Origin of the sequence: Aquidulcibacter paucihalophilus (genome assembly GCF_002105465.1) — a bacterium.
GTDB classification, from domain to species: domain Bacteria; phylum Pseudomonadota; class Alphaproteobacteria; order Caulobacterales; family Aquidulcibacteraceae; genus Aquidulcibacter; species Aquidulcibacter paucihalophilus.
Genome location: NZ_NCSQ01000071.1, coordinates 1 through 20,294 on the forward strand (window position 1 = coordinate 1; position 20,294 = coordinate 20,294).

21 protein-coding genes are annotated in these 20,294 nt (G+C 56.1%); 13 read left to right on the top strand and 8 right to left on the bottom strand.

Going from position 1 to position 20,294, the window contains the following annotated elements:
- Positions 1 to 139: 139 nt before the first annotated feature.
- The 6 genes from B7364_RS05950 to hisN all read left to right on the top strand — a co-directional run bounded on the left by B7364_RS05950 (position 140) and on the right by hisN (position 5,049).
- Positions 140 to 982, top strand: coding sequence for a flagellin (locus B7364_RS05950; RefSeq protein WP_456297784.1), 843 nt, complete (start codon positions 140 to 142; stop codon positions 980 to 982).
- Between the two features lie 139 nt (positions 983 to 1,121).
- Positions 1,122 to 1,559, top strand: a complete 438-nt coding sequence (locus B7364_RS05955) for an adenine nucleotide alpha hydrolase family protein (protein ID WP_085339022.1) — start codon at positions 1,122 to 1,124, stop codon at positions 1,557 to 1,559.
- A 144-nt stretch (positions 1,560 to 1,703) separates the two neighbouring features.
- Positions 1,704 to 2,567 (top strand): flagellin, encoded by an 864-nt coding sequence (locus B7364_RS05960; protein ID WP_085339023.1) that lies wholly within the window; start codon positions 1,704 to 1,706, stop codon positions 2,565 to 2,567.
- A gap of 69 nt (positions 2,568 to 2,636) precedes the next feature.
- Complete coding sequence (locus tag B7364_RS05965) at positions 2,637 to 3,080, top strand: hypothetical protein (RefSeq protein WP_085339024.1); 444 nt, start codon at positions 2,637 to 2,639, stop codon at positions 3,078 to 3,080.
- 41 nt (positions 3,081 to 3,121) lie between these two features.
- On the top strand, positions 3,122 to 4,255 hold the full coding sequence (locus B7364_RS05970; protein ID WP_085339025.1) for a PQQ-dependent sugar dehydrogenase: 1,134 nt from the start codon (positions 3,122 to 3,124) through the stop codon (positions 4,253 to 4,255).
- Between the two features lie 2 nt (positions 4,256 to 4,257).
- Complete coding sequence (hisN, locus tag B7364_RS05975; RefSeq protein ID WP_085339026.1) at positions 4,258 to 5,049, top strand: histidinol-phosphatase; 792 nt, start codon at positions 4,258 to 4,260, stop codon at positions 5,047 to 5,049.
- Between the two features lie 11 nt (positions 5,050 to 5,060).
- On the opposite strand, the gene B7364_RS05980 is transcribed toward hisN, so the two are convergent.
- The 3 genes from B7364_RS05980 to B7364_RS05990 form a co-directional block, all read right to left on the bottom strand.
- A complete protein-coding gene (locus B7364_RS05980; RefSeq protein WP_157893533.1) occupies positions 5,061 to 6,893 on the bottom strand; it encodes a DUF885 domain-containing protein in 1,833 nt (610 codons plus the stop codon).
- Between the two features lie 28 nt (positions 6,894 to 6,921).
- The gene (locus B7364_RS05985) at positions 6,922 to 7,776 is read right to left on the bottom strand and encodes a MaoC family dehydratase (RefSeq protein ID WP_085339028.1); all 855 of its coding nucleotides are present in this window, start codon (positions 7,774 to 7,776) and stop codon (positions 6,922 to 6,924) included.
- A gap of 120 nt (positions 7,777 to 7,896) precedes the next feature.
- A complete protein-coding gene (locus tag B7364_RS05990) occupies positions 7,897 to 9,714 on the bottom strand; it encodes an ABC transporter ATP-binding protein (RefSeq protein ID WP_085339029.1) in 1,818 nt (605 codons plus the stop codon).
- Positions 9,715 to 9,868: 154 nt separating this feature from the next.
- Between B7364_RS05990 and B7364_RS05995 the strand changes: the two genes are divergently transcribed.
- A complete protein-coding gene (locus tag B7364_RS05995; protein ID WP_085339030.1) occupies positions 9,869 to 11,005 on the top strand; it encodes an iron-containing alcohol dehydrogenase in 1,137 nt (378 codons plus the stop codon).
- A 17-nt stretch (positions 11,006 to 11,022) separates the two neighbouring features.
- Positions 11,023 to 11,592 (top strand): TMEM165/GDT1 family protein, encoded by a 570-nt coding sequence (locus B7364_RS06000; protein ID WP_085339031.1) that lies wholly within the window; start codon positions 11,023 to 11,025, stop codon positions 11,590 to 11,592.
- Positions 11,593 to 11,655: 63 nt separating this feature from the next.
- Here the strand turns inward: B7364_RS06000 and B7364_RS06005 are convergent, their stop codons facing one another.
- Entirely contained in the window at positions 11,656 to 12,447 is a 792-nt protein-coding gene (locus tag B7364_RS06005) for a SapC family protein (RefSeq protein ID WP_085339032.1), read from the bottom strand.
- Positions 12,448 to 12,602: 155 nt separating this feature from the next.
- Here B7364_RS06005 and B7364_RS06010 point away from each other — a divergent pair, with 155 nt between their 5' ends.
- Positions 12,603 to 13,094 carry a lysozyme inhibitor LprI family protein gene (locus B7364_RS06010; protein WP_085339033.1) on the top strand — a complete coding sequence of 164 codons (492 nt, stop codon included), beginning with the start codon at positions 12,603 to 12,605 and terminating at the stop codon, positions 13,092 to 13,094.
- A gap of 2 nt (positions 13,095 to 13,096) precedes the next feature.
- Here the strand turns inward: B7364_RS06010 and B7364_RS06015 are convergent, their stop codons facing one another.
- From B7364_RS06015 to phaR, 3 genes are all read right to left on the bottom strand, one after another.
- Complete coding sequence (locus B7364_RS06015) at positions 13,097 to 14,797, bottom strand: M28 family peptidase (RefSeq protein ID WP_085339034.1); 1,701 nt, start codon at positions 14,795 to 14,797, stop codon at positions 13,097 to 13,099.
- A gap of 9 nt (positions 14,798 to 14,806) precedes the next feature.
- On the bottom strand, positions 14,807 to 15,577 hold the full coding sequence (locus B7364_RS06020) for an SDR family NAD(P)-dependent oxidoreductase (protein WP_085339035.1): 771 nt from the start codon (positions 15,575 to 15,577) through the stop codon (positions 14,807 to 14,809).
- A gap of 136 nt (positions 15,578 to 15,713) precedes the next feature.
- Positions 15,714 to 16,304: a polyhydroxyalkanoate synthesis repressor PhaR gene (gene phaR, locus B7364_RS06025; RefSeq protein WP_232780824.1), complete on the bottom strand. Its 591-nt coding sequence runs from the start codon at positions 16,302 to 16,304 to the stop codon at positions 15,714 to 15,716.
- 273 nt (positions 16,305 to 16,577) lie between these two features.
- Between phaR and B7364_RS06030 the strand changes: the two genes are divergently transcribed.
- The 4 genes from B7364_RS06030 (at position 16,578) to B7364_RS06045 (ending at position 19,237) form a co-directional block, all read left to right on the top strand.
- Entirely contained in the window at positions 16,578 to 17,762 is a 1,185-nt protein-coding gene (locus B7364_RS06030; RefSeq protein WP_085339036.1) for an acetyl-CoA C-acetyltransferase, read from the top strand.
- 270 nt (positions 17,763 to 18,032) lie between these two features.
- On the top strand, positions 18,033 to 18,218 hold the full coding sequence (locus B7364_RS06035; RefSeq protein WP_085339037.1) for a (2Fe-2S)-binding protein: 186 nt from the start codon (positions 18,033 to 18,035) through the stop codon (positions 18,216 to 18,218).
- 59 nt (positions 18,219 to 18,277) lie between these two features.
- Entirely contained in the window at positions 18,278 to 18,757 is a 480-nt protein-coding gene (bfr, locus tag B7364_RS06040; protein WP_085339038.1) for a bacterioferritin, read from the top strand.
- 6 nt (positions 18,758 to 18,763) lie between these two features.
- Complete coding sequence (locus B7364_RS06045; RefSeq protein ID WP_085339039.1) at positions 18,764 to 19,237, top strand: NUDIX hydrolase; 474 nt, start codon at positions 18,764 to 18,766, stop codon at positions 19,235 to 19,237.
- On the opposite strand, the gene B7364_RS06050 is transcribed toward B7364_RS06045, so the two are convergent.
- Positions 19,234 to 20,166, bottom strand: a complete 933-nt coding sequence (locus B7364_RS06050; protein WP_085339040.1) for a 2-hydroxyacid dehydrogenase — start codon at positions 20,164 to 20,166, stop codon at positions 19,234 to 19,236. The two genes, B7364_RS06045 and B7364_RS06050, sit on opposite strands and share 4 nt — an antisense overlap.
- Positions 20,167 to 20,294 lie beyond the last annotated feature (128 nt).

Here is a 20,294-nt window from a genome sequence, read left to right on the forward strand (position 1 = left end):
CTCTCCTTTCAAATGACGGACCAATCGGGGCTCAGGTCACGTGTGACATGTACCAGTAAGGAGATCAAGAATGATCAGCGTAAATACCAATCAAGGTGCAATGGTCGCCTTGCAGACCTTGAACCGCACCAACGACCAGATGGACAAGACGCAAAACGCGATTGCCACTGGTTTGAAAGTTGCCTCGGCCAAAGACAATGGTGCCTTGTTCGCCATTGCGAACAAAATGCGTTCAGACGTCACGGCCTATGACCGCGTGCGGGAATCAGCCGACCGTGCTGCCTCCATCCTCGACACCGGTATCGCAGCCGGTGAGAGCGTGATGGAGCTTTTGAACGAAATGAAGGGTAAGGCGTTGGCTGCAACCCAAGTTGGTAACTCCGCTTCGGCTCAGTCGGCGCTGGCTGCCGACTTTGCGCAATTGCGCGACCAAATCACCAGCATCGTCGCCAACGCTTCGTTTGACGGCGCAAACATGATTGCCGCTACCCCAAATAACGCGGTTTCTTTGGGTGATGCAGCCGGCGGTAACAACATCACCGTCAACGGTGCCAGCTTGGCTTTGGGTGGTGCAACTGTGACGGTTACGGCTACCTCGGTCGTTGATACCACCGCCAACGCGACAACCGCTTTGGGTTTGGTCAACACCTCCATCAACAACCTGGGGACCCAATTGGCGACCTGGGGTGCGGGTGCAAAGCGCTTGGAGGTCCACCGCACCTTCATCGGTAAGTTGCAAGATGCTTTGAACAACGGGATTGGTGCCATTGTCGACGCCGACCTCGCCAAAGAAAGCGCCAAGCTGCAAGCCTTGCAGGTCNGCTGGGCGTTCAAGCTCTGTCGATTGCCAACAGCTCTTCGCAAACAGCCCTCTCGCTGTTCCGTTAGGAGAACTTCCAAGAAAACTTTCGGGGCCCGGCAGCAATGTTGGGCCTATCTTTTAACCGATCAAATCGACGTAATAAGTCTTAATTTTATCTAAAATGCGGTCGATTTCAAAAACCTTCCCTTGATGGTCCTGTGTTACCGTACGGATGGGTCATTATGACCTAGGCACTTTAGTAGCGTGCCTAGTACACAAGAACTGGAGGGGACCGATGGCGACATCGGCCTAGGATCGGATGAACATCGAGACGAAGAACATCTCGCTGGCACAAACCGCACCAATTGCCCCAATACGTCCGGGGCAGGAGGCGGTTGTCGTGCAACCAGCATCCAAAAACATTCGCAATCAACAAACCAACGACCGCGCGCCATTCAATGATTACAAGCGCTCGGAAGGCTTGAAAGCTAATTCTGAGTCCGCAGAGACGGTCCAAGATGAGCTTGAGGCACAGCAACGTATTGCCATGGTTGAAAAGATCATGGGCACCAACAAATCCTTGGTGATTGAAAAGAACAAAGACTCCCAAGGCTTCATCTATAAATCCGTCGATCGGGTGACTGGTGAAGTTACGCGGATCTGGCCGATTGAAGATTTAGCAAGTACGTTGACAACTCTGGCTGCGGATGAAGAACGCGCTGCGATGCGCGGCGTGATGATCGACGCCAAAGCCTAAAACAGCTTGCGTTCAAAAAATGTCGACGCGGCGATAAAGGTCGCGCTTAACCACCAAAACTGCGGTTTTGGTGGCGTTTACCATTGGTTATCCAAATCATTTGAAGTCTAATATCCTCCAGTTTAGATAAGCAAGGGGGTTAATTTGGCTTCGACCATCCACACCAATTTGGCAGCCTTGGGTGCCGTGCAGAATTTTGACGCGGTGAATCGTGGGGTTGATCATGTTCAAAATCGTATCTCCACGGGCCTAAAAGCCAGTGGTGCCCGCGACGGGGCCGCCACCTTTGGCATAGCCCAGCAACAAAGGGCTGAGGCCAGCAGTCTAGAAGCCGTCACCACCAGCCTGAACCGTGCGGCCAGCATCGCCGATGTAGCCCTCGCGGCCGGCTCTGCGCTTTCAGATGTTCTCAAACAAATGCGGGAAAAGGCGGTTGCCGCCAGTGATCCCTCCATCTCAGACACCAGCCGCGCCATCCACAATGCGGATTTCATCGCCCTACGCGACCAGATCGCCGGCATCATCGCCAATGCCTCCTTTGATGGGCAGAATCTGTTGGCTGGGCCTGCCGCCAGCAGTGTCACCTTCTTGGCCAGCACCAATGGCTCCACCAGTCTTGACCTGCCCGTATTAGACTTAACCTTGCCAGCAAGCCCCGGCACGGTGGCAAGCCCCGCTGCCGCCATGTATTTGGGCAGCGGCACGGCCCTGACCACCGCAGCAAATAGTGCCGATGCCGCTTCACGGGTTAGCGCGAGCCTCGACTATCTCAATTCAGAGCTTTCCCGACTGGGGGCCGCCAGCAAAAAAATCGAAAATCAAGCCCTTTATTTCTCAAAACTGAAAGACAGCGTCACCGCCGGCATTGGGAAGATGGTGGATGCCGATTTGGCCTATGAAAGCGCACAATTACAAGCCCTTCAAACGCGTCAACAATTGTCGCTGCAAGCCATGTCTTTAGCCAACCAAGCACCGCGGGCAATTCTGAATCTCTTGCGAGATGAGTAGATCAGCGATAGGATTGCCTATCTCCAAGTCGATTAACTCGGCTTGGTTGCGACAGGAAAGGTAAGTCTGATGCTGATTTCCCTCACGATGCTTTTGGCCGCAAGCTTTGGGCCAACTTCTGAACAAGCTGCCCCAACCAAGCCAGCCGATGTGAAGCCCGCTGTCAGCGACCCCTATGCGGGTCGGCCACGTGCGCGGATTTTGTCCTCCCGTCAGGTTCGCAACTTTGTGGTACGACGTGAAGAAGGCAATGACCGCGTCGTCTATCTCGAAACAGCGCGCAATAACTGGTTCCGCGGCGAAATGGTCTGTCGGGGGGCGGGCGACCCCCGCGACGCCCTCTCGCTGGAGCCGGTCAATACGCGGATGGGGATTGATGACAATACAACTCTGATTTTTAGGGAAATTTCTTCTCAATCATCGGTCTGCACCCTTGTTAGCTTGGTCAATTTGACAGAGCAGGAAGCCCTCGATCTTAAGCTGATCCGGCCACCCAAGGCCAAGAAAGGCTAAAGCTCTTTCACCAAGGGCCTAAGTCAGGTTATGGAAGCAGTATGAAGAATCACTGTGTCCGTTTCCTGATTGCCTCCAGCCTCGTCTTTGCGGCCTCCTGTGCGCCTGCAGCCAAGACGCAAGTCCCCGCAGTTGCTTCCCCGCAGGCTTTGAAAGTCGCCGAGATTGCAAGCGGCCTGAGCTTTCCTTGGGGGGCGGCCGTTCTGCCCGATGGGTCTATTCTGGTAACAGAGCGCGATGGCCGTTTGCGGCTTATTCGAGATGGCAAATTGGTTGAGGCCCCGATTACGGGTGTTCCGGCAGTATTGAACGATGGGCAAGGCGGTCTGTTTGATGTGGCGCTGCACCCCGATTTTGCGACCAATCGTTTGGTCTATCTCTCCTTTGCCAAGGGAACGAAATCATCCAACCATACAGCCGTGGTACGCGGCACGTTTGACGGCACGGCGCTGACCAATGTTGAGCCGGTGTTTGACGCTGTGCCCGAGCGTGAGACCCAAGCCCATTTTGGTGGCCGTTTGTTGTTCCTGCCCGACAAAACGCTGATTGTGACGTTGGGCGATGGCTATGAATATCGCGATAAAGCGCAAGATTTGTCGAGCGATTTGGGCAAGATCGTGCGCCTCACCGATACAGGTGCCCCTGCCCCCGGCAATCCTTTCATAGGCCAAGCTGGCAAACGGGCTGAAATCTATTCCTATGGCCACCGCAATGTCCAAGGTATTGCGCGCGACCCAGTTAGCGGCACACTTTATGCCCACGAACATGGCCCAAAAGGGGGCGATGAGGTCAATGTCATCCAGCCCGGCAAGAATTACGGGTGGCCCGTCATTACCTATGGCGTCGATTATTCCGGCGCGCCGATCAGCTTGGAAAGCAAGCGCGAGGGGATGGAACAGCCGCTGGTCTATTGGGTGCCCTCGATCGCACCATCCAGCATGGTGTTCTATACCGGCGACCTATTCCCGCAATGGAAGGGTGACTTGCTTGTAACCGCTTTGGCGGGTCAACAAATCCGCCGTATCGACCTCGAAAATGGGGCTGTGAAAGCCCAAGAGACCCTGCTGACCGAGCGGGAAGAGCGGTATCGCGCCATGGTACAAGCGCCAGATGGGAGCTTGATCATCCTCACCGATGATCCCGAAGGCAAAGTGTTGCGCCTAAGCCCGAACTAATCATGACGTCGATTACCACCCAAGAGGTCCTCGCGTTTGCCCATGAGCTGGCCGACGTTGCCCGCGCCGCGATCCTTCCCTATTTCCGGGCTGCGGCTGCCATTGAAAACAAGGCGGAGATGGGCTTTGACCCTGTCACAGCGGCTGACAAGGCCGCTGAAGAGGCCATGCGTGCCAAAATCCGCGCCGAACGACCCCATGATAGTATCGTTGGGGAAGAGTTTGACGATCATAATGGCAATTCTGGCTGGACTTGGGTCTTAGACCCCATTGATGGCACGCGCGCCTTCATTGCCGGAACCACGACTTGGGGCGTGCTGATTGGGGCACGGTTTGAGGACAAGCCCCTCGTCGGCATTATGGACCAGCCCTTTGCAGACGAACGCTGGGCCGCTAATCCAGATCGCGGTTTTTGGTCGCGCGGGCGGGCACGTTTCCCCTTGATGACGCGCAAGAATATAGCGCTCGATCAAGCGCTGATGGCCACCACAGACCCCTTCCTGTTTCAGGGGGCCCAATATGAAGCCTTTTTGGCGCTGCGGGCTGCGACCCGCCTCACCCGCTACGGCCTCGACTGCACGGCCTATGCCTTACTAGCGCATGGCCACATTGATCTGGTGGTGGAGCCCGGCCTCAAAGATGTCGATATTGCTGCCCTCATCCCCATTATTGAGGCGGCAGGCGGTGTTGTCACCGACTGGCAAGGCCGTCATCACCCCAAGGGTGGCGACATCATCGCTGCAGGCTGCCCTGCCCTTCACGCCAAAGCCTTGGCCTTTGTGGCTGGGAAGTAGCGCCGGGCGCCTTAGGTTTTGACGCTATCCTGCCAATCCACGATTACAGAATCGAGCACGTCAAGGGGAAGTGGCCCGGGCAGCAAGACTTGGTCGTGGAAAGCCTTAATGTCGAACTTGTCGCCCAGTTTGGTCTTGGCGTCCGCACGCAAGCGGATCAGATTGGTTTTGCCGACCATATAGCTGCAGGCTTGCCCGGGCCAAACACAATAACGCTCGATTTCCGTCACAATGCTATCGCGCGTGTCGCCCGTGGCTTCGACCATATAGTCAACAGCTTGTTCTTTCGTCCATCTTTTCGAGTGTAGACCGGTATCAACCACGAGACGGGCGGCTCGGAAGGCAGCCGACTGGGCATAGCCTAAGCGGCCAGCAATATCGTTTTCATAAAGACCCATCTCGTCAGCCAATTGCTCAGCATAGAGGGCCCAGCCTTCGCCATAGGCACCAAACCACAACATTTTTGAGCGTAGGAAGGGTAGACCTTGGGCCTCTTGGGCCAAGGAAATCTGTAAATGGTGGCCGGGCTGGGCCTCATGATAGGTCAAAGTCGGCAAAGACCATTTTGGCCAAGCCGCGGTATCGCGCAGATTGATGTAATAGGCACCGGGGCGCGACCCGTCTGGCGCGGGCGACTGATAATAGCCACCGGGTGCGCCCGCTTCGGTATAAGCTGGGACGCGCTTGACCTCGCAATCCGCTTTAGCCAGCGTGGCAAAGACCTCTGGCAGGCGCTTCTTAAGGTCCGCCATTTGTTTGTTCAAATCTGCCAACAATTGCTCTTTGCCAGCATCGGTGTTGGGGTAGAGATATTTCGGATCCTTGGCCAAAGCACTCATCCGTTCGGCCACGCTGCCTTGGGTCATGCCAAGCTTCTTTAAGCCCTCATCCATTTGCGACCCGAAGGAGCGCACTAAATCGCGGCCCAACTCATGAATTTCATTGGGCGACATTTTGGTCGTTGTCCAATAGCCCGTTGCCGCTTGATAATAGGCATCGCCTTGCGGCAATTTCCACACCCCAGCATCGGCGGTAGATTTAGCGCGCAGCTCTTCCATCAAAGCAATTTGGGCCTGATAGGCAGGCAGGACTTTCTCGGCAACTAATTTGGTGGCGGCTGCGCCGAATGAATCGCTATCGAGACCCGATTCCTTCGCCTTGCGAACCAAGCCGGATACCAAGACGGTTTCCGCCGCAGGGATTTTTGCAAAGGTACGCAATTGGCCGAGGGCCCGGTCGATGATAAAATTAGGCGGGATGACGCCTTTGGCCGCATCGGCCTTTACACGCTCAACCTCATGACCCATCTGGCCGGCAAAGCCCTCAACCCGGGCAAGCCAAGCATCCGCATCATCCTTGGTTTTGACCACATGTTGACTATCCAGAAAGTCGGGTATGCCGACATAGCTGCCAGTCAATTGCGATAGAATATAAGGATTGGGCGAGCCATAACCAGCCGTACCATAACCCATGGGCGCGGCAGCAGCGGCATAACGGGTGGATGACAAGACCACGGCATGGGTAAGCTTATCCGCCGGATTGAGACGGTCTGGCTTGATGGCCTCTAGGTCCTTGATCCAGCCAGCCACCCATTGATTGCGGGCAACTTCTGCCGCGGCTGACATATCGGTCACCCGGCCCTTATATGGCCCACCAGCCAAGGCTTCTGGTGCGGTTAGACTGGTTGCATATTCGGGCGAGTCTTTCAGCATGGCTGTGGTGATGGAATCGATCACCGCCTTAAGGTCTGGATTGGCGGCCGTCTTATCTGCACAGCCCCACAAAAAAGCCGTGGCCCCAATTGCCCCTGTGCCCAAAAGGGCATCCCGCCGCGTTAGCTTCATCTCGCTTACCTCTTCTTTGGTGCCGCCCTTAGGCAGCCAGCACGCATTTGCCATTCTTAATCACAACCACGTCGCGCGATTTCACGCGAGCTTCAAACGACACCACATTGCCATCGCGCCACAACTGAACGCTGACGGTCTCGCCAGGGAAAACCGGCGATGAAAAGCGCACGTCATGGCTCAAAATCCGGCTGGGATCATGGTCACAATAAGCCGACAACACCGCCCGGCAGGTGAGACCATAAGTGCACAATCCATGCAGGATCGGACGAGGGAAGCCAACCATTTTGGCAAAATCGGGGTCGGCATGCAGCGGGTTGCGGTCGCCGGACAAGCGGTAGATCAAAGCTTGATCTGGGCTGGTTGGAATATCGACTTCCCGATCTGGCGCGCGGTCTGGAATGGGGTGGGTCTCTGGCCCACCTTCGCTGGGCCCGCCAAAGCCGCCATCGGCACGGGCAAAGATGGAGGAGGTCAAGGTGCACAGCGGGCTATTGTCCTTTTTGTCGCGGATCACAGTCTCGCTAATCAGAACCGCACCCTTACCGGCACCTTTGTCCAAGCATTCAACAAAGCGGCTGTCGGCCAAAATCGTGGCCGCGACAGGCAAGGGCTTGTGCATGGTCAGGCGCTGTTCGCCATGGACCACCATCGCATAATTAATGCCGGTATCGCCAACCCGCCCAGCGCCCCAGGCAATAACGGTCGCCATGGTCGGGATAGTCTTCAAGCCATTTTCATAGACAAATGGCAGCTCCCCCTTATCCATCGGGTCGGCACCCATGCCAATGCCCAAAGCATAGAGCATGGTCTGTGTATCGCCATAGGAAAATTCTTGATCCTTGGATGTCAGCGACATCACATGCTCATAATTGATCGCCATGGGTGTTCCTCCAGCTGTGCTTATATTCGTTTGGCTTTTCAGCCATGTGACAGAATAAATCAGCTGGGCGCAAGGGGGCACTCATGGCCCCACTGCCTTAAGTCAGGCCGCGACCTCGCCCTAAACAGCGGCGACGGGATCGTGCTCTGCCACCCAATGACCGGGGGCTACTTCTAGCAATTGCGGGCGGTATTGGGGGCCATCCCCGTCGACCAATTTCGACTTCATGAAGCGCAATTGGGCACGCGGGTCCATGGGCGAGGGTAGGTCGCCTTCCAAGCGGATGCGCGGACGGGCCTTTTCCAGCTCTGGATCGGGAATGGGCGCGGCCGAGATCAAAGCTTGGGTATAGGGGTGGCGCGGGTTCAGATAGATGGAATTGCGGTCTGCCGTTTCCACAACGCGGCCCAAATACATCACCATGATCCGGTGACTGACTTCGCGCACCACGGCCAAATCATGGCTGATGAACAGCATGGCCAAGCCAAATTCACGCTGCAAATCTAGAAGCAGATCAATGATTTGTGCGCGGATCGACACATCTAGGGCCGAAACTGCCTCGTCACAAACCACAAATTTGGGTCGCAAAATCATCGCACGTGCAATGCCGACGCGTTGGTTCTGACCGCCTGAAAACTCATGCGGATAGCGGTTGATCCAGTCAGGATCGAGTCCCACCCGATTCATCATATCCTTGACCATGGCATCGCGTCCCTGCTTGCCAATACCGGGCTTATGAACTTCGAGTGGTTCGGCGATTGACGCTCCAATCGTCATACGCGGATCAAGGCTTGCCAGCGGGTCTTGGAACACAATGGTGAGGTCCTTGCGGGACGCGCGCAACTGATAGCGCGAGGTCTCTGTCACGCCTTTGCCAAGCCAAACCACTTCGCCTGCCGTGGTTGGCACCAAGCGCAAAACACCGCGCGCCAAAGTGGACTTACCACAACCCGACTCCCCCACCACTCCGACAGTTTCGCCAGCCCGAATGGTCAGATCAACCCCGTCGACCGCGCGCAATGGCTTGGTCTTGGGAAACAAGCCACCAGAGACTTTTACGGGGAAATGGATTTGAAGATTCTTGGCTTCGACCAAAATGGGGTCGGTCTCTTTCGGCGGATCCGCTAAGGGCACGCCCTTACGCTCTGGCCGATCAAGGCGCGGCACAGCCGCCAGCAGCTTCTGGGTATAGGGATCTTTCGGGGCGGCAAAAATCTGGCGCACATCGCCGGTTTCGACATAGAGACCCTTATTCATCACTTGGACCTTATCGGCCAAACGCGCGACCACCCCCATATCATGGGTGACCAACGCAATCGCAGCCCCCGTATCGCGCTTCAATTCATCCATCAGTTCCAGCACTTGCGCCTGCACCGTCACATCAAGCGCGGTGGTCGGTTCGTCGGCGATCAAAAGCGCCGGCTCGCACAGCATAGAGATGGCGATCATCACCCGCTGACGCATGCCACCGGAAAGTTCATGGGGATATTGATCAAGCCTGCGCGCTGCTTCTGGAATGCGCACGCGCTCCAACCACTCCACACAGCGCTTGGTTGCCGCCTCACCCTGCATATTCATATGCAATTTCAGTACTTCATACATTTGCTCCCCCACTTTCATATGGGGGGTCAAAGACGTGAGGGGGTCTTGGAAAATCATCGCCATTTGCTTGCCGCGAATGGCATTGAGTTCGGTAGATTTCAGGCCAAGCAATTCTTGACCTTTGAATTTGATCGAGCCTGTGGCGACGCCATTAGAAGCCAACAGGCCCATGGTCGCCATAAAGGTTTGGCTTTTGCCCGATCCAGATTCGCCCACCACCGCGACGCATTCACCGGGCATAATATCCAGATTAATGCCTTTTACCGCACGAACCGAACCATCAGGCGTTGAGAACGTCACAGAGAGGTCACGGACGGACAAAATCGGGCTGGACATACGGGTGAGGTTCCTTGAAGAAACAATTTCGAAACTACGACTTAGCTTTGCATTTCCCTGCGGTCTATGTGTTCAAGCACATGTGACCACATTGCGGCGCACGGGCGGTGCCAATAAGGTCGCACAAAACATCGTTTTGCTCAGGAAACACTCAATGGCCAGCCTTCCCTATTTAACCGATACCCGATTTGATCATGGTGCTGTGAGCCAAACTGCTAAGGCGCTGCAAAGCTTAGGTGCAAGCCGTCCCCTCATTGTCACCGACCGCGGCATTGTCGCAGCTGGCTTGTTGCAGACCGTACTCGACGCCCTTGGCAGCCCACCCGCTGCGGTGTTTGACGAGACGCCGGGCAACCCAACCGAAGCGGCAACGCTGGCCGCTACCGCCCTTTATAAGGAGACTAGTGCCGATTCGATCATCGCATTGGGCGGCGGTTCCTCCATGGATTTGGCTAAGGGTGTTGGCCTATTGGTCAGTGGCGAGGGTCCATTAGCGCGCTATGGTGCAGCCCAACGGGGCTCGCGCTTGATCGGAAAAATCCCACCGCTGATCGCCATTCCCACCACATCGGGGACCGGCTCTGAAGTCTCTATTGGTGCGGTGATCGTCTTGGAATCTGGCATTAAAGAACTTTTCGTTTCCAAGCATTTGATCCCTGCTATCGCCATTTGTGACCCCGATCTGACGCTGGGCTTGCCCCCGGGGCTGACCGCAGCAACCGGTATGGATGCGGTCACCCATTGTATTGAAAGCATCATGTCGCCCGCGATTAATCCGCCAGGGGATGCAATTGCCGCCGATGGGATCGTGCGGGCTGTGCGCGATGGCATGCTGGCACGCGCCGTGAAAGATGGTTCAGACAAGGAAGCACGCTGGCACATGATGATGGCCTCGACAGAAGGCGCTCTGGCCTTTGTGAAGGGCTTGGGCAGCGTCCATGCCCTCTCCCATGCAGCAGGACGCCTCAAAAGCCCCAGCCTGCACCACGGCACGCTGAACGCCATTTTCTTGCCTCATGTGATGCGCTTTAACGCAGGGGTGCGCCCAGACGCTGAAGCCCGCATTCGCGATGCCATGGGCCTCAAGCCCCATGAAGACTTGGCAGACGCCTTGGCGAGCCTCAATCAGGCCCTCGGCATCCCGGCCAATCTCTCGGTACTTGGCCTGTCCAACGACCATGCCGACGGCATTGTCGCCAATGCTTTGGTCGATATTGCCCATTTATCTAACCCTAAGAAGGCCAGTGAGGCGGATTATCATGCTCTCTTTGCTGCAGCCTTGAACAGCTAACGAAAGAACAGTGAACCATGGAAGCCATATGGCTCTCGACCCTGATTGTCGCTATTGCCGAGATCGGGGACAAAACCCAATTGCTTGCCATTGTTCTGGCCTGCAAATTCAATAAGCCTCTGCCCATTATCGCGGGGATTTTTGTCGCAACGCTGATCAATCACGCTATGGCGGCCAGCGTTGGCTTTGGCGTGGCGCAATTGATTACGGGCAAATGGTTCCAAGTAGGCGTTGGCGTGGCTTTTATCGCCATGGCTGCTTGGGCACTCATCCCCGACAAAGAGGATGAGGATGCGGGTGCCAAATCCCATGGTGGCGTGTTTGTGACCACTGTCATCGCCTTCTTCCTCGTGGAAATGGGCGACAAAACCCAAATCGCCACGTCGCTTCTGGCTGCCCGGTTTGAAAACATCACGCTGGTCACCATTGGCACGACTTTGGGCATGATGCTGGCCAATGTGCCAGCCGTCTATCTGGGCCAAGCGGCCACGAAGGTTGTGCCCCTTAATGTCGTCCGCATGATCGCTTCTGGCATTTTTGCCGCGATAGGTGTGTGGGTCGTCGTGGCGGCGCTGACGGCCACCTAAAAATCCAACAAAAAAGGCGACCCGCCAAGGGTCGCCTTTGGATTGTCTGAGCTTTAGAGGTGCTTAGGCGTTGCCAGCAACCACTTCAGGAGGTGCATTGCGCAGGGTACGTTGGATCAGCTTTTGCCAATGCAACAAAGAAACCAGATGCGCATAGATCGCGCCCAAGCAGCCTTTTTGCTTTAGCTCCAGCAATTTTGCGGCTGGTAAAGCATTCAGCTTTTCTTCCGATACGCCAATATAATCGGCAACTTTCACAGGTTCACCCTGGCTGCCATCTGGATTGGTTGGCGTGAAGGTGACGCTCTTTTCTTCCAAGATGTCCATGGAGGTAATGACCTGCATGAATTCTTCGGTTGCACGGCGCTGACGCTCAAAGTCCTGCAAGAATTCCATTGCATTGTTGGTATAGGCCGTTGGCTGGCCATTTTCGAACAAAGGCAGGTCTGGGTTCTCACCAATCATTTCGGCTTGCGTGTCGATGCACACGACGAAATTGTCGCCTTGCTGGTCGGCAGCAAAGACGAACGGATAGCGGCGGATGAAGGCTGGGATATAGCCATCCAATTCCCAATTGCCGGTTGCGTCGACATAGAGGTTTTCACCCGAACGCGCTGACAGGACGGCCAGTGGCGTCTTGCGGTCTGGCGCGAAGATGATGGGTAGCGTTGTTGCAGCCATGCCGAATTCTTGCACCGTCAAGGGAACCACATGGGTGGTTTCAACAAAGCCAAACGGGCGTTCGATATTTTTCAGGCCCAGTTTGTTATGGGCTTCCAAAGACAAAGGCTCTGGATTTTTGTACAAAAGGACGTTGCCGGTAAGGGCAGGCGCGCCGGTTTGGGCGTCAGACATGGTGAGAAACTCCGTTAGGTCGCGGGCTTCTAGCGGTTTCTAAGCAAAAGGCCAACCTTGCTCTGCAATTGGCCTGTGTGGAGCAAGGGTGACAGGGGCGACACGTGGGTTAGGGTGGCAATTCGCACCCGCTGGTTCGTGTTGAGGAGGCCTGCATGTCCCATTCCCAAAAGATCGCGACAGGACTTGCAGGGCTTAGCATCATCGCCGGTGCGGTCGCTTGGATCGGCCCTGTGCAGGCGCAAGAAAATGTGCCCACCCCGAAAGCCATGGCAGAGTTTCGCGTGTGCTTGGCAAAGGCCAAACCCGCTACAGAATGTGGCCAGCCGGTCTATGATGCCTGCCAAGCCGCCCATGATCAGCCTGACACGACCTTATCCATCACCGAATGTACCATGACGACCCATAAGGCTTGGGACATTATCCTGAACGAACGCTATCGCGCCGTGATTGCTGCCTCGCCCCCCAATCTGAAACTAAAGCTGCAAAAAGCGCAACGGGCGTGGATTGTCAGCCGCGACGCAGACTGTGCCGCAGTATACGAAGCCTATATCGACGGCACCATTCGTGGCCCGCTTTACGCGGGCTGCATGGTGGAAAAGACGTCTGAGCGCGTGCGCTGGCTGAAAGACATGGGCGAGGAGTAAGCCTACTTCCGTGCCGCGTCCGAGGCTTTGCGGATAGCCTCAAACTCATCGCCCTTGGTCCATTGCGGCCAAGTCTTGGCGCTGGCGACTTCCAGCATCAGGCTGCGGGTGGCGGTCAGATCCATCAAGGCGCCTGCAAAATCAAAGGCAGGATCATATTCATCCTGTGGCTTATGATAGCGCTGATCAAACCATTCTCTCGTCGCCGCCTGTCCCGCTTCTACCCCACCTTTGACCAAAGTCGTGCCGGTTGATGGGAACATGGCAGGCACGCCTGCGCGCGCAAATGGGAAATGGTCGGACCGATAGAAGAGGCCGAATTGCGGATTGCGGTCTGGCGTAAAGGTCCGGCCTTGGGCTGCCAAAATCGCCTTCATACTGGCATCCAAACTGGTCTTACCCGCGCCTGGAAACTCCATCTCTGTTGTCGCACCCCGGTGGGCCAACATATCGAGGGTGAAAGCGGCTGCGGTCTTCTCCAGCGGGAAACGGGGATTATTGACATAATAGTCCGAGCCCAAAAGCCCCTGCTCTTCTGCCGCCCAGGAGGCGAAGACGATCGAGCGCGCCGGACGTGGCCCTTGGGCGATGGTACGCGCAATCTCCAGCATGCCCGCGATGCCAGAGGCATTATCCATGGCACCATTATAGATTTTGTCGCCATTGATCGGCTCGCGAATGCCCAAATGGTCGTGATGGGCACCGATCAGAACCGTCTCGTCTGGGCGGCTCGCCCCTTTCAGGACGCCCACCACATTGCGCGTCGCAACCGATTCCCGGGTCACACCAATATCGATCGTGGCGGTTTGGTTCAGCGGCACGGGCTTAAAGCCTGGGGTGCGCGCCGCCTTTTTCAAGGCTTCAAAATCAAGGCCAGACTTCCGAAAAAGTTCCACCGCAACATCGCGCTGCATCCAGCCTTCAATGGCAGCCAAAGAAGCCCCACCATCAGGCCGCACAAAATCAAAGCGGGTTCCGTTCGAATTGCGCACCACACCCCAACCATAAGCGGCAGGCGCATCCTCATGAATGATCAAAACCCCAGCCACACCCGCCTTTGCAGCCGCTTCAAACTTATAGGGCCAGCGGCCGTACCATTGCATAGCCTTCCCGCCGAACATGCCTGCGACCGCATCACCGGGCATCGCCTCAAAATCGGGGTCATTAATCAAAACAAGGGCGATTTTGCCTTCCCAATTGACGCCCGCGAAATCATCCCAATTCTTCTCGGGCGCGTTCACGCCATAGCCCGCAAACACCAAGGGCGCGTCGACCAGATTAAACGAACTACCATCCGCCTTGCGGCTGATCATCATAAGGTCCTTGCCCTGATACCAAATCTCATCCTCAACCGCGAACGTGCCCCGCGGCGCGGTGGTAAAGCGATTGAGCTCAAAATTCTGGAACCAAGTACCATTGTCGCCTGCCGGTTCTAAACCAAGGGCAGCCATCGCACCGGCGACATAGGTGGTGGCCATATCATCGCCGCGCGTGCCGGGGCTGCGGCCTTCAAAGAAGTCGTCGGCAAGGGTCTTGATATGGGTGCGTAAGCGGGCATCATCGATGGCCGGATAAGGGACTAACTGGCCCGCCTTGGCGGTCTTTGAACCCGACTGCCCCGATTGGGCTTGCGCAAATTGGGTGGCCACAGCACCCGCAGCAACCAGGGCAACCAAAGCGGTTCCAGCTATCCATCGTTTCATATGCGCTCCTTAAACCGCGGTTGCGCCGCCATCGATGACGAAGGTCTGCCCCGTTGTGAAGCCACCCGCGCGTGAGGCCAAGAAGACGGCCATGCCCGCAATTTCATCAGGTTCGCCAATGCGCTTTAAGCAGGAATGGGTCGTGGCCTGTTTCAAGGTCGCAGGATCTTCCCACAGGGCGCGGGCAAAGTCGGTTTTGATCAGGCCAGGCGCAATGCAATTCACCGTCACGCCATCTGGGCCATATTCCAGCGCCAAGTTACGCGCCAATTGCATGTCGGCCGCTTTCGAAATGTTGTATGCGCCAATTATATTGGTCGCCTTCAAGCCACCGATAGAGGAAATGATGGTGATATTGCCCGACTTGCGAGCGACCATTTGCGGTGCGACCATCGAGATCAGCCAATGGTTAGAGATGATGTTGTTTTGCAAAATCTTGGCAAACACATCATCCGCAATCCCGGCCATCGGGCCATAATAAGGGTTAGAGGCGGCATTGCAGACCACAATGTCGATCTGGCCAAAGCGCGCATTGGTTTGGTCTACTAAGCGCTGCAGGTCTTCTTTCGACGAGATATTTGCGGGGACTGCCAAGGCGCGGCTATCGCCATGCTTTGTATTAATCGCATTGGCAACATCCTCACAGGGGCCAGCCTTGCGCGAGGAGACGACAACATTGGCCCCGTGATCGGCCATTTGCTCGACAATGGCTTTGCCAATCCCGCGCGATGAACCCGTGACAATGGCTGTCTTCCCGCTGAGGTCAAAAATAGTAGTCATTAGGCTTCCCCCTGAAAATCTTGTTTAACCCGGCATCTGATGTGCTGGCAGAGGTTCTGCCACGGGTTTGAAGCAGGGGAAAGGGGGCGCGTAAGCCTTCACGCGTTCACCAACAGCAGCAAACAGTTCGCCTGCTTTAACCGTGGGTGCCGTCCAGCTTGTCAAGCCGGGCCTGCATGGCGGCCATCTGGGCCCGCATGGCCACAAGTTCTTCAGAAGCATCTGGTTTTGCCGCTGCCTTGCCATTGGGTCGCAGGGCTGTTGGCACCACAACCCCTGTAAAGGCCTTCGCTGCTTCCGCCATCATCGACATATTGGCGCGAACGGCTTGTTGGAATAATTCCACAGGGCCAGACAGATCAAAGCCCCCATTCAGCGATTTTGAGAAATGCTCGCGGCTGTCTGTAAAGCTTTTCATGGCAAGATCGAGATAGGAGGGCAGAAAGCCTTGAACGCTATCGCCATAAGAGCGGATGATGTCGCGCAAAAATCCGACGGGCAACAAATTATTGCCCGAGCTTTCAGCCTCCAAAATAATCTGGGTCAGGATTGACCGGGTAATATCGTCGCCGGACTTGGCGTCAAACACAACAAAATCAACCCCATCACGAACCATCTGGGCTAAATGGTCCAAAGTGACATAGGCCGAAGTGGCGGTGTTATAGAGCCGCCGATTGGCATATTTCTTGATCGTCACCACGGGAATTGCCTGTGTGCTGTCGGCCAAATGGGGCTCCTTTTCGCTACGAATTGCGCGCTTTTGTTTAGTTTCGCCGCTGTTCTTCGCAGATGCAAGACAATTGGGCAGGTGCGAAACGCAGGTTGCAAACACGAGATGGTGAAAGCCCCATCCAACCCACCTCGCCCTCAAGCCCCCCTCGTCTGTGCGACCAGTAGCCGCATAAGCTCAAACAAATCCCCCAGCCGGTCGGTTTGCGATTGACGCCAACCTATTCTTACGCAAGACAGGGCCAAACATTGCTGGGAAAGGCATACGCATATGAGCACTTCTTCTTCCGACATCGTGATCGTCTCGGCGGCACGCACGCCCATCGGCTCATTCTCTGGCGCATTTGCGACTGTTGAGGCACATGAATTGGGCAAAACCGCCATTGAAGCCGCTTTGGCACGCGCAGGCGTTGCCGGTGAAGAAGTCTCTGAGCTCATCTTCGGCCAGGTTTTGACCGCTGGCAAAGGCCAAAACCCAGCACGCCAAGCCAGCCGCGCTGCCGGTATCTCTGACGCAGCACCGGCTTGGCTGGTCAACCAAGTGTGCGGCTCAGGTCTGCGCACTGTCGCTTTGGCCGCACAACAAATTATGACTGGCAGCGCTGATATCGTCGTGGCGGGCGGCCAAGAAAGCATGAGCTTGTCGGCCCATGCCGCCTATATGCGGGCAGGCACGAAAATGGGCGACTTGGGGCTGGTCGACACCATGATCCGCGACGGCTTGACCGATGCCTTCTTCTCTTATCACATGGGGATCACGGCTGAAAATGTTGCCGAGAAGTGGCAGATCACCCGCGAAGAGCAAGACCAGTTTGCGACCGCCAGCCAGAATAAGGCCGAAGCCGCCCAAGCCGCCGGCCGTTTTGACCCCGAAATCGCAGCGGTCACCGTTAAGGGTCGCAAGGGCGATGTAACAGTCGATAAGGACGAATATATCCGCAAAGGTGCGACGATGGAGGCCGCACAAGCCTTGCGCCCCGCCTTTAAAAAGGACGGCACCGTCACTGCGGGCAACGCCTCAGGCATTAATGATGGCGCTGCGGCCTTGGTGGTTATGAGCGCGGCAGAAGCAGCCAAACGCGGTCTGACGCCGCTTGCTCGGATCGCGTCCTTCGCGACCGCGGGCGTCGATCCTTCCATCATGGGGACAGGGCCAATTCCTGCCTCCAAGCGGGCGCTGGAAAAAGCTGGCTGGAAACCCGCCGATCTAGATCTGATTGAGGCGAACGAGGCTTTCGCCGCCCAAGCTATCGCGGTTAATCGCGATATGGGTTGGGATACAAGCAAGGTGAACGTCAATGGTGGCGCGATTGCTTTGGGTCATCCAATTGGAGCTTCGGGTGCCCGGGTTCTGGTAACTCTCCTGCATGAAATGGCCGCCCGCGACGTCAAACGCGGCTTGGCAACCCTGTGCATCGGTGGCGGCATGGGTGTCGCGCTGTGTGTGGAGCGGTAGGCGGGCAAGTACGTGGCTTTGGCCGGTGTGGCTGCCGAGCCCTTGCTTTGGAACGGCTCTAAGTTCGGATTTGCTGACCTTAGAGCCGTGCAGTAATTCTTTTTGCGCAAGCTGGAAAATGGCCCTTGTGACGGCAAAGCCTGCACCAAAGGCCGCTTAGACAAAAGCATTCATGCACACCCCAATAATTTTTATTGCGAGGCACTTGCAACTAGGACCATGATGGTCTATCTAAGAATGACTCTCAGAAGCAAGAATGGGTAAAGCCTGATGTATGTTTGCAATTGCAACGGAATTCGCGAAAAAGCGGTTCAAGAAGCAATTGCGGCCGGTGCTGGGCGTCCTTGCGATATTTTTCACGCCCATCAATGCCGTGCCCAATGCGGTCGGTGTGTCCCCGAGATGCAAGAGATGATCGAGCGTCAGACCCAACAATTTAAAGTGGCCGCGGAATAAAGTCTGCCTTGTCGAATCCGACAGGAAGCCTATAGTGGCCTACAAATGAGGAGCCTCCCATGCAAGCCGCAGAGGGCGTCATCGCGCGCCTAAATACCATCCTGACCAATGAGTTGACCGCCATCAACCAGTATTTTCTGCATGCCCGCATGTATAAGAATTGGGGGCTGACCAAGCTGGGGGACATCACCTACAAGGAATCCATCGGCGAGATGAAGCACGCCGATTATCTGATTGAGCGCATCCTCATGCTCGACGGCCTGCCCAATATGCAGGATATGCATAAATTGAAATTGGGCGAAAATGTCCCTGAATGCTTGGCGGCAGACCTTGCGGTGGAATATCGCGGCCAAGGTCAAATGAAAGACGCGATCGAGCATTTTGAGAAGATGCGCGACTATGTCTCACGCGATATTGTGGCTAAAATACTCGAAGACACCGAAGAGCACATCGACTTTCTCGAAACCCAATTGCAGCTGATCGACAAGCTGGGCCTGCAGAATTACCTACAGACCGCCATGGGTCCGATTGAAAGCTAAAGCAAGATGACCGCGGCCAACAGCCCAATCCGGCAGGTTGGCCGCGTCCTCATTCTCAATCATGCCGGAGAGGTGTTTCTACTGCGCGGGCGGGATCCCGCCGAAGCAGATCGGCCTGCCTTCTGGTTTACCCCCGGTGGTAAAATCGATCCGGGCGAAACTGCACAAGAAGCTGCCGCGCGCGAATTGTGGGAAGAAGTCGGTCTCAAAGTCTCACCGGCTGACCTGGGCGAGGTGGTTGGACATGAAGATGTGTCCTATCGCTTCAATGGTATCGCCTATCGCCAGCAAGGTGTGTTCTTTGCCCTCTGGCGGAGTGATGTCGCGCTCAATCCTGCCGGTCTCAACCAGATGGAAGCTGACACCATCGATATAGCGCGTTGGTGGAGCCTTCATGACGTTCGCACAACCCAAGAGACGATCTATCCAGCCCATCTTGCCGACATGCTGGTCGCCCTGACAGAGCCGAAAGCGGACTAAATCACCCGATTTTCAAGCTGTTGACCTTGATAAAGTCGCATAAGATTGCCTAGCGCGGCACGTACTGCTTCTTGCACGCTTTCGCGGGTGCGTCCGGCGACATGGGGTGTCAGCACCACATTGGGCAGATCGGCCCAGAGCTTTGGGTCGGTCGGTTCATTTTCGAACACATCCAGGCCCGCGCCCAAAATCTTCCGCTCGCGCAGGGCCTTCAGAAGGGCCGCTTCATCGACCACACCGCCGCGCGCCACATTGATCAGCACCCCTTCTGATCCCAAAGCGGCCAAAACCTCGCCCGACACAATACCGCGGGTGGCCTCAGTCAGCGGGCAGGCCAGCATCAGAATATCGGACTGGCGGGCCAATTCCAAAACTGTCTCGACCCGCGGCCAAATGATGTCAGGCTTAGGGTTGGGTCCAGACCAGATCACATTCAGCCCAAAGGCTTCGGCACGTACACCAATCGCTTTGCCGATGGCCCCCATACCAAGAATGCCCAAAGTCCGCCCGCGCAAACGATAGCGTGGCGCATGGGTTAAGGCGTCCGCCCACTCTCCCCGGCGGACCAAGCCGTCAAGCTCGATGATGTTGCGCTCACCGGCAATCAACAAGCCTAAGGCAAGGTCGGCCACATCATCCGTATTGATCCCCGGTGAATTGCAGACCGAAACACCAAATGCCTCGGCCGCTTTAAGATCGACGCCATCCACGCCAACCCCTGCGGCGATCACAGCCTCCAGCTTAGGAAATAGGCCAAACAGTGCGGGGTCCGTCCGCTTGCCGCCAATACAGGCAATGGCGCGCACCGCTTGGCCGGGGCCTTGGGCGAATGTGGCCACATCGTCAATTTCCCACAGCCGGGCACACGGCGCGATCTGTTCCATAAGCGACTGGGCGAGGGCGAGTTCAGGGTGAATAATCAGGATCATGGCAGGCCTTGTGCGCGGCTTGGCAGTGCGATGCAAGGGGGGCCCGTTGCGGCAACGGTACTAAGTGGAAAAGCAAAATCAACACCAGCGTGTCATCAAGTCAGTTGTGGAATTGAGATTTGTATTGG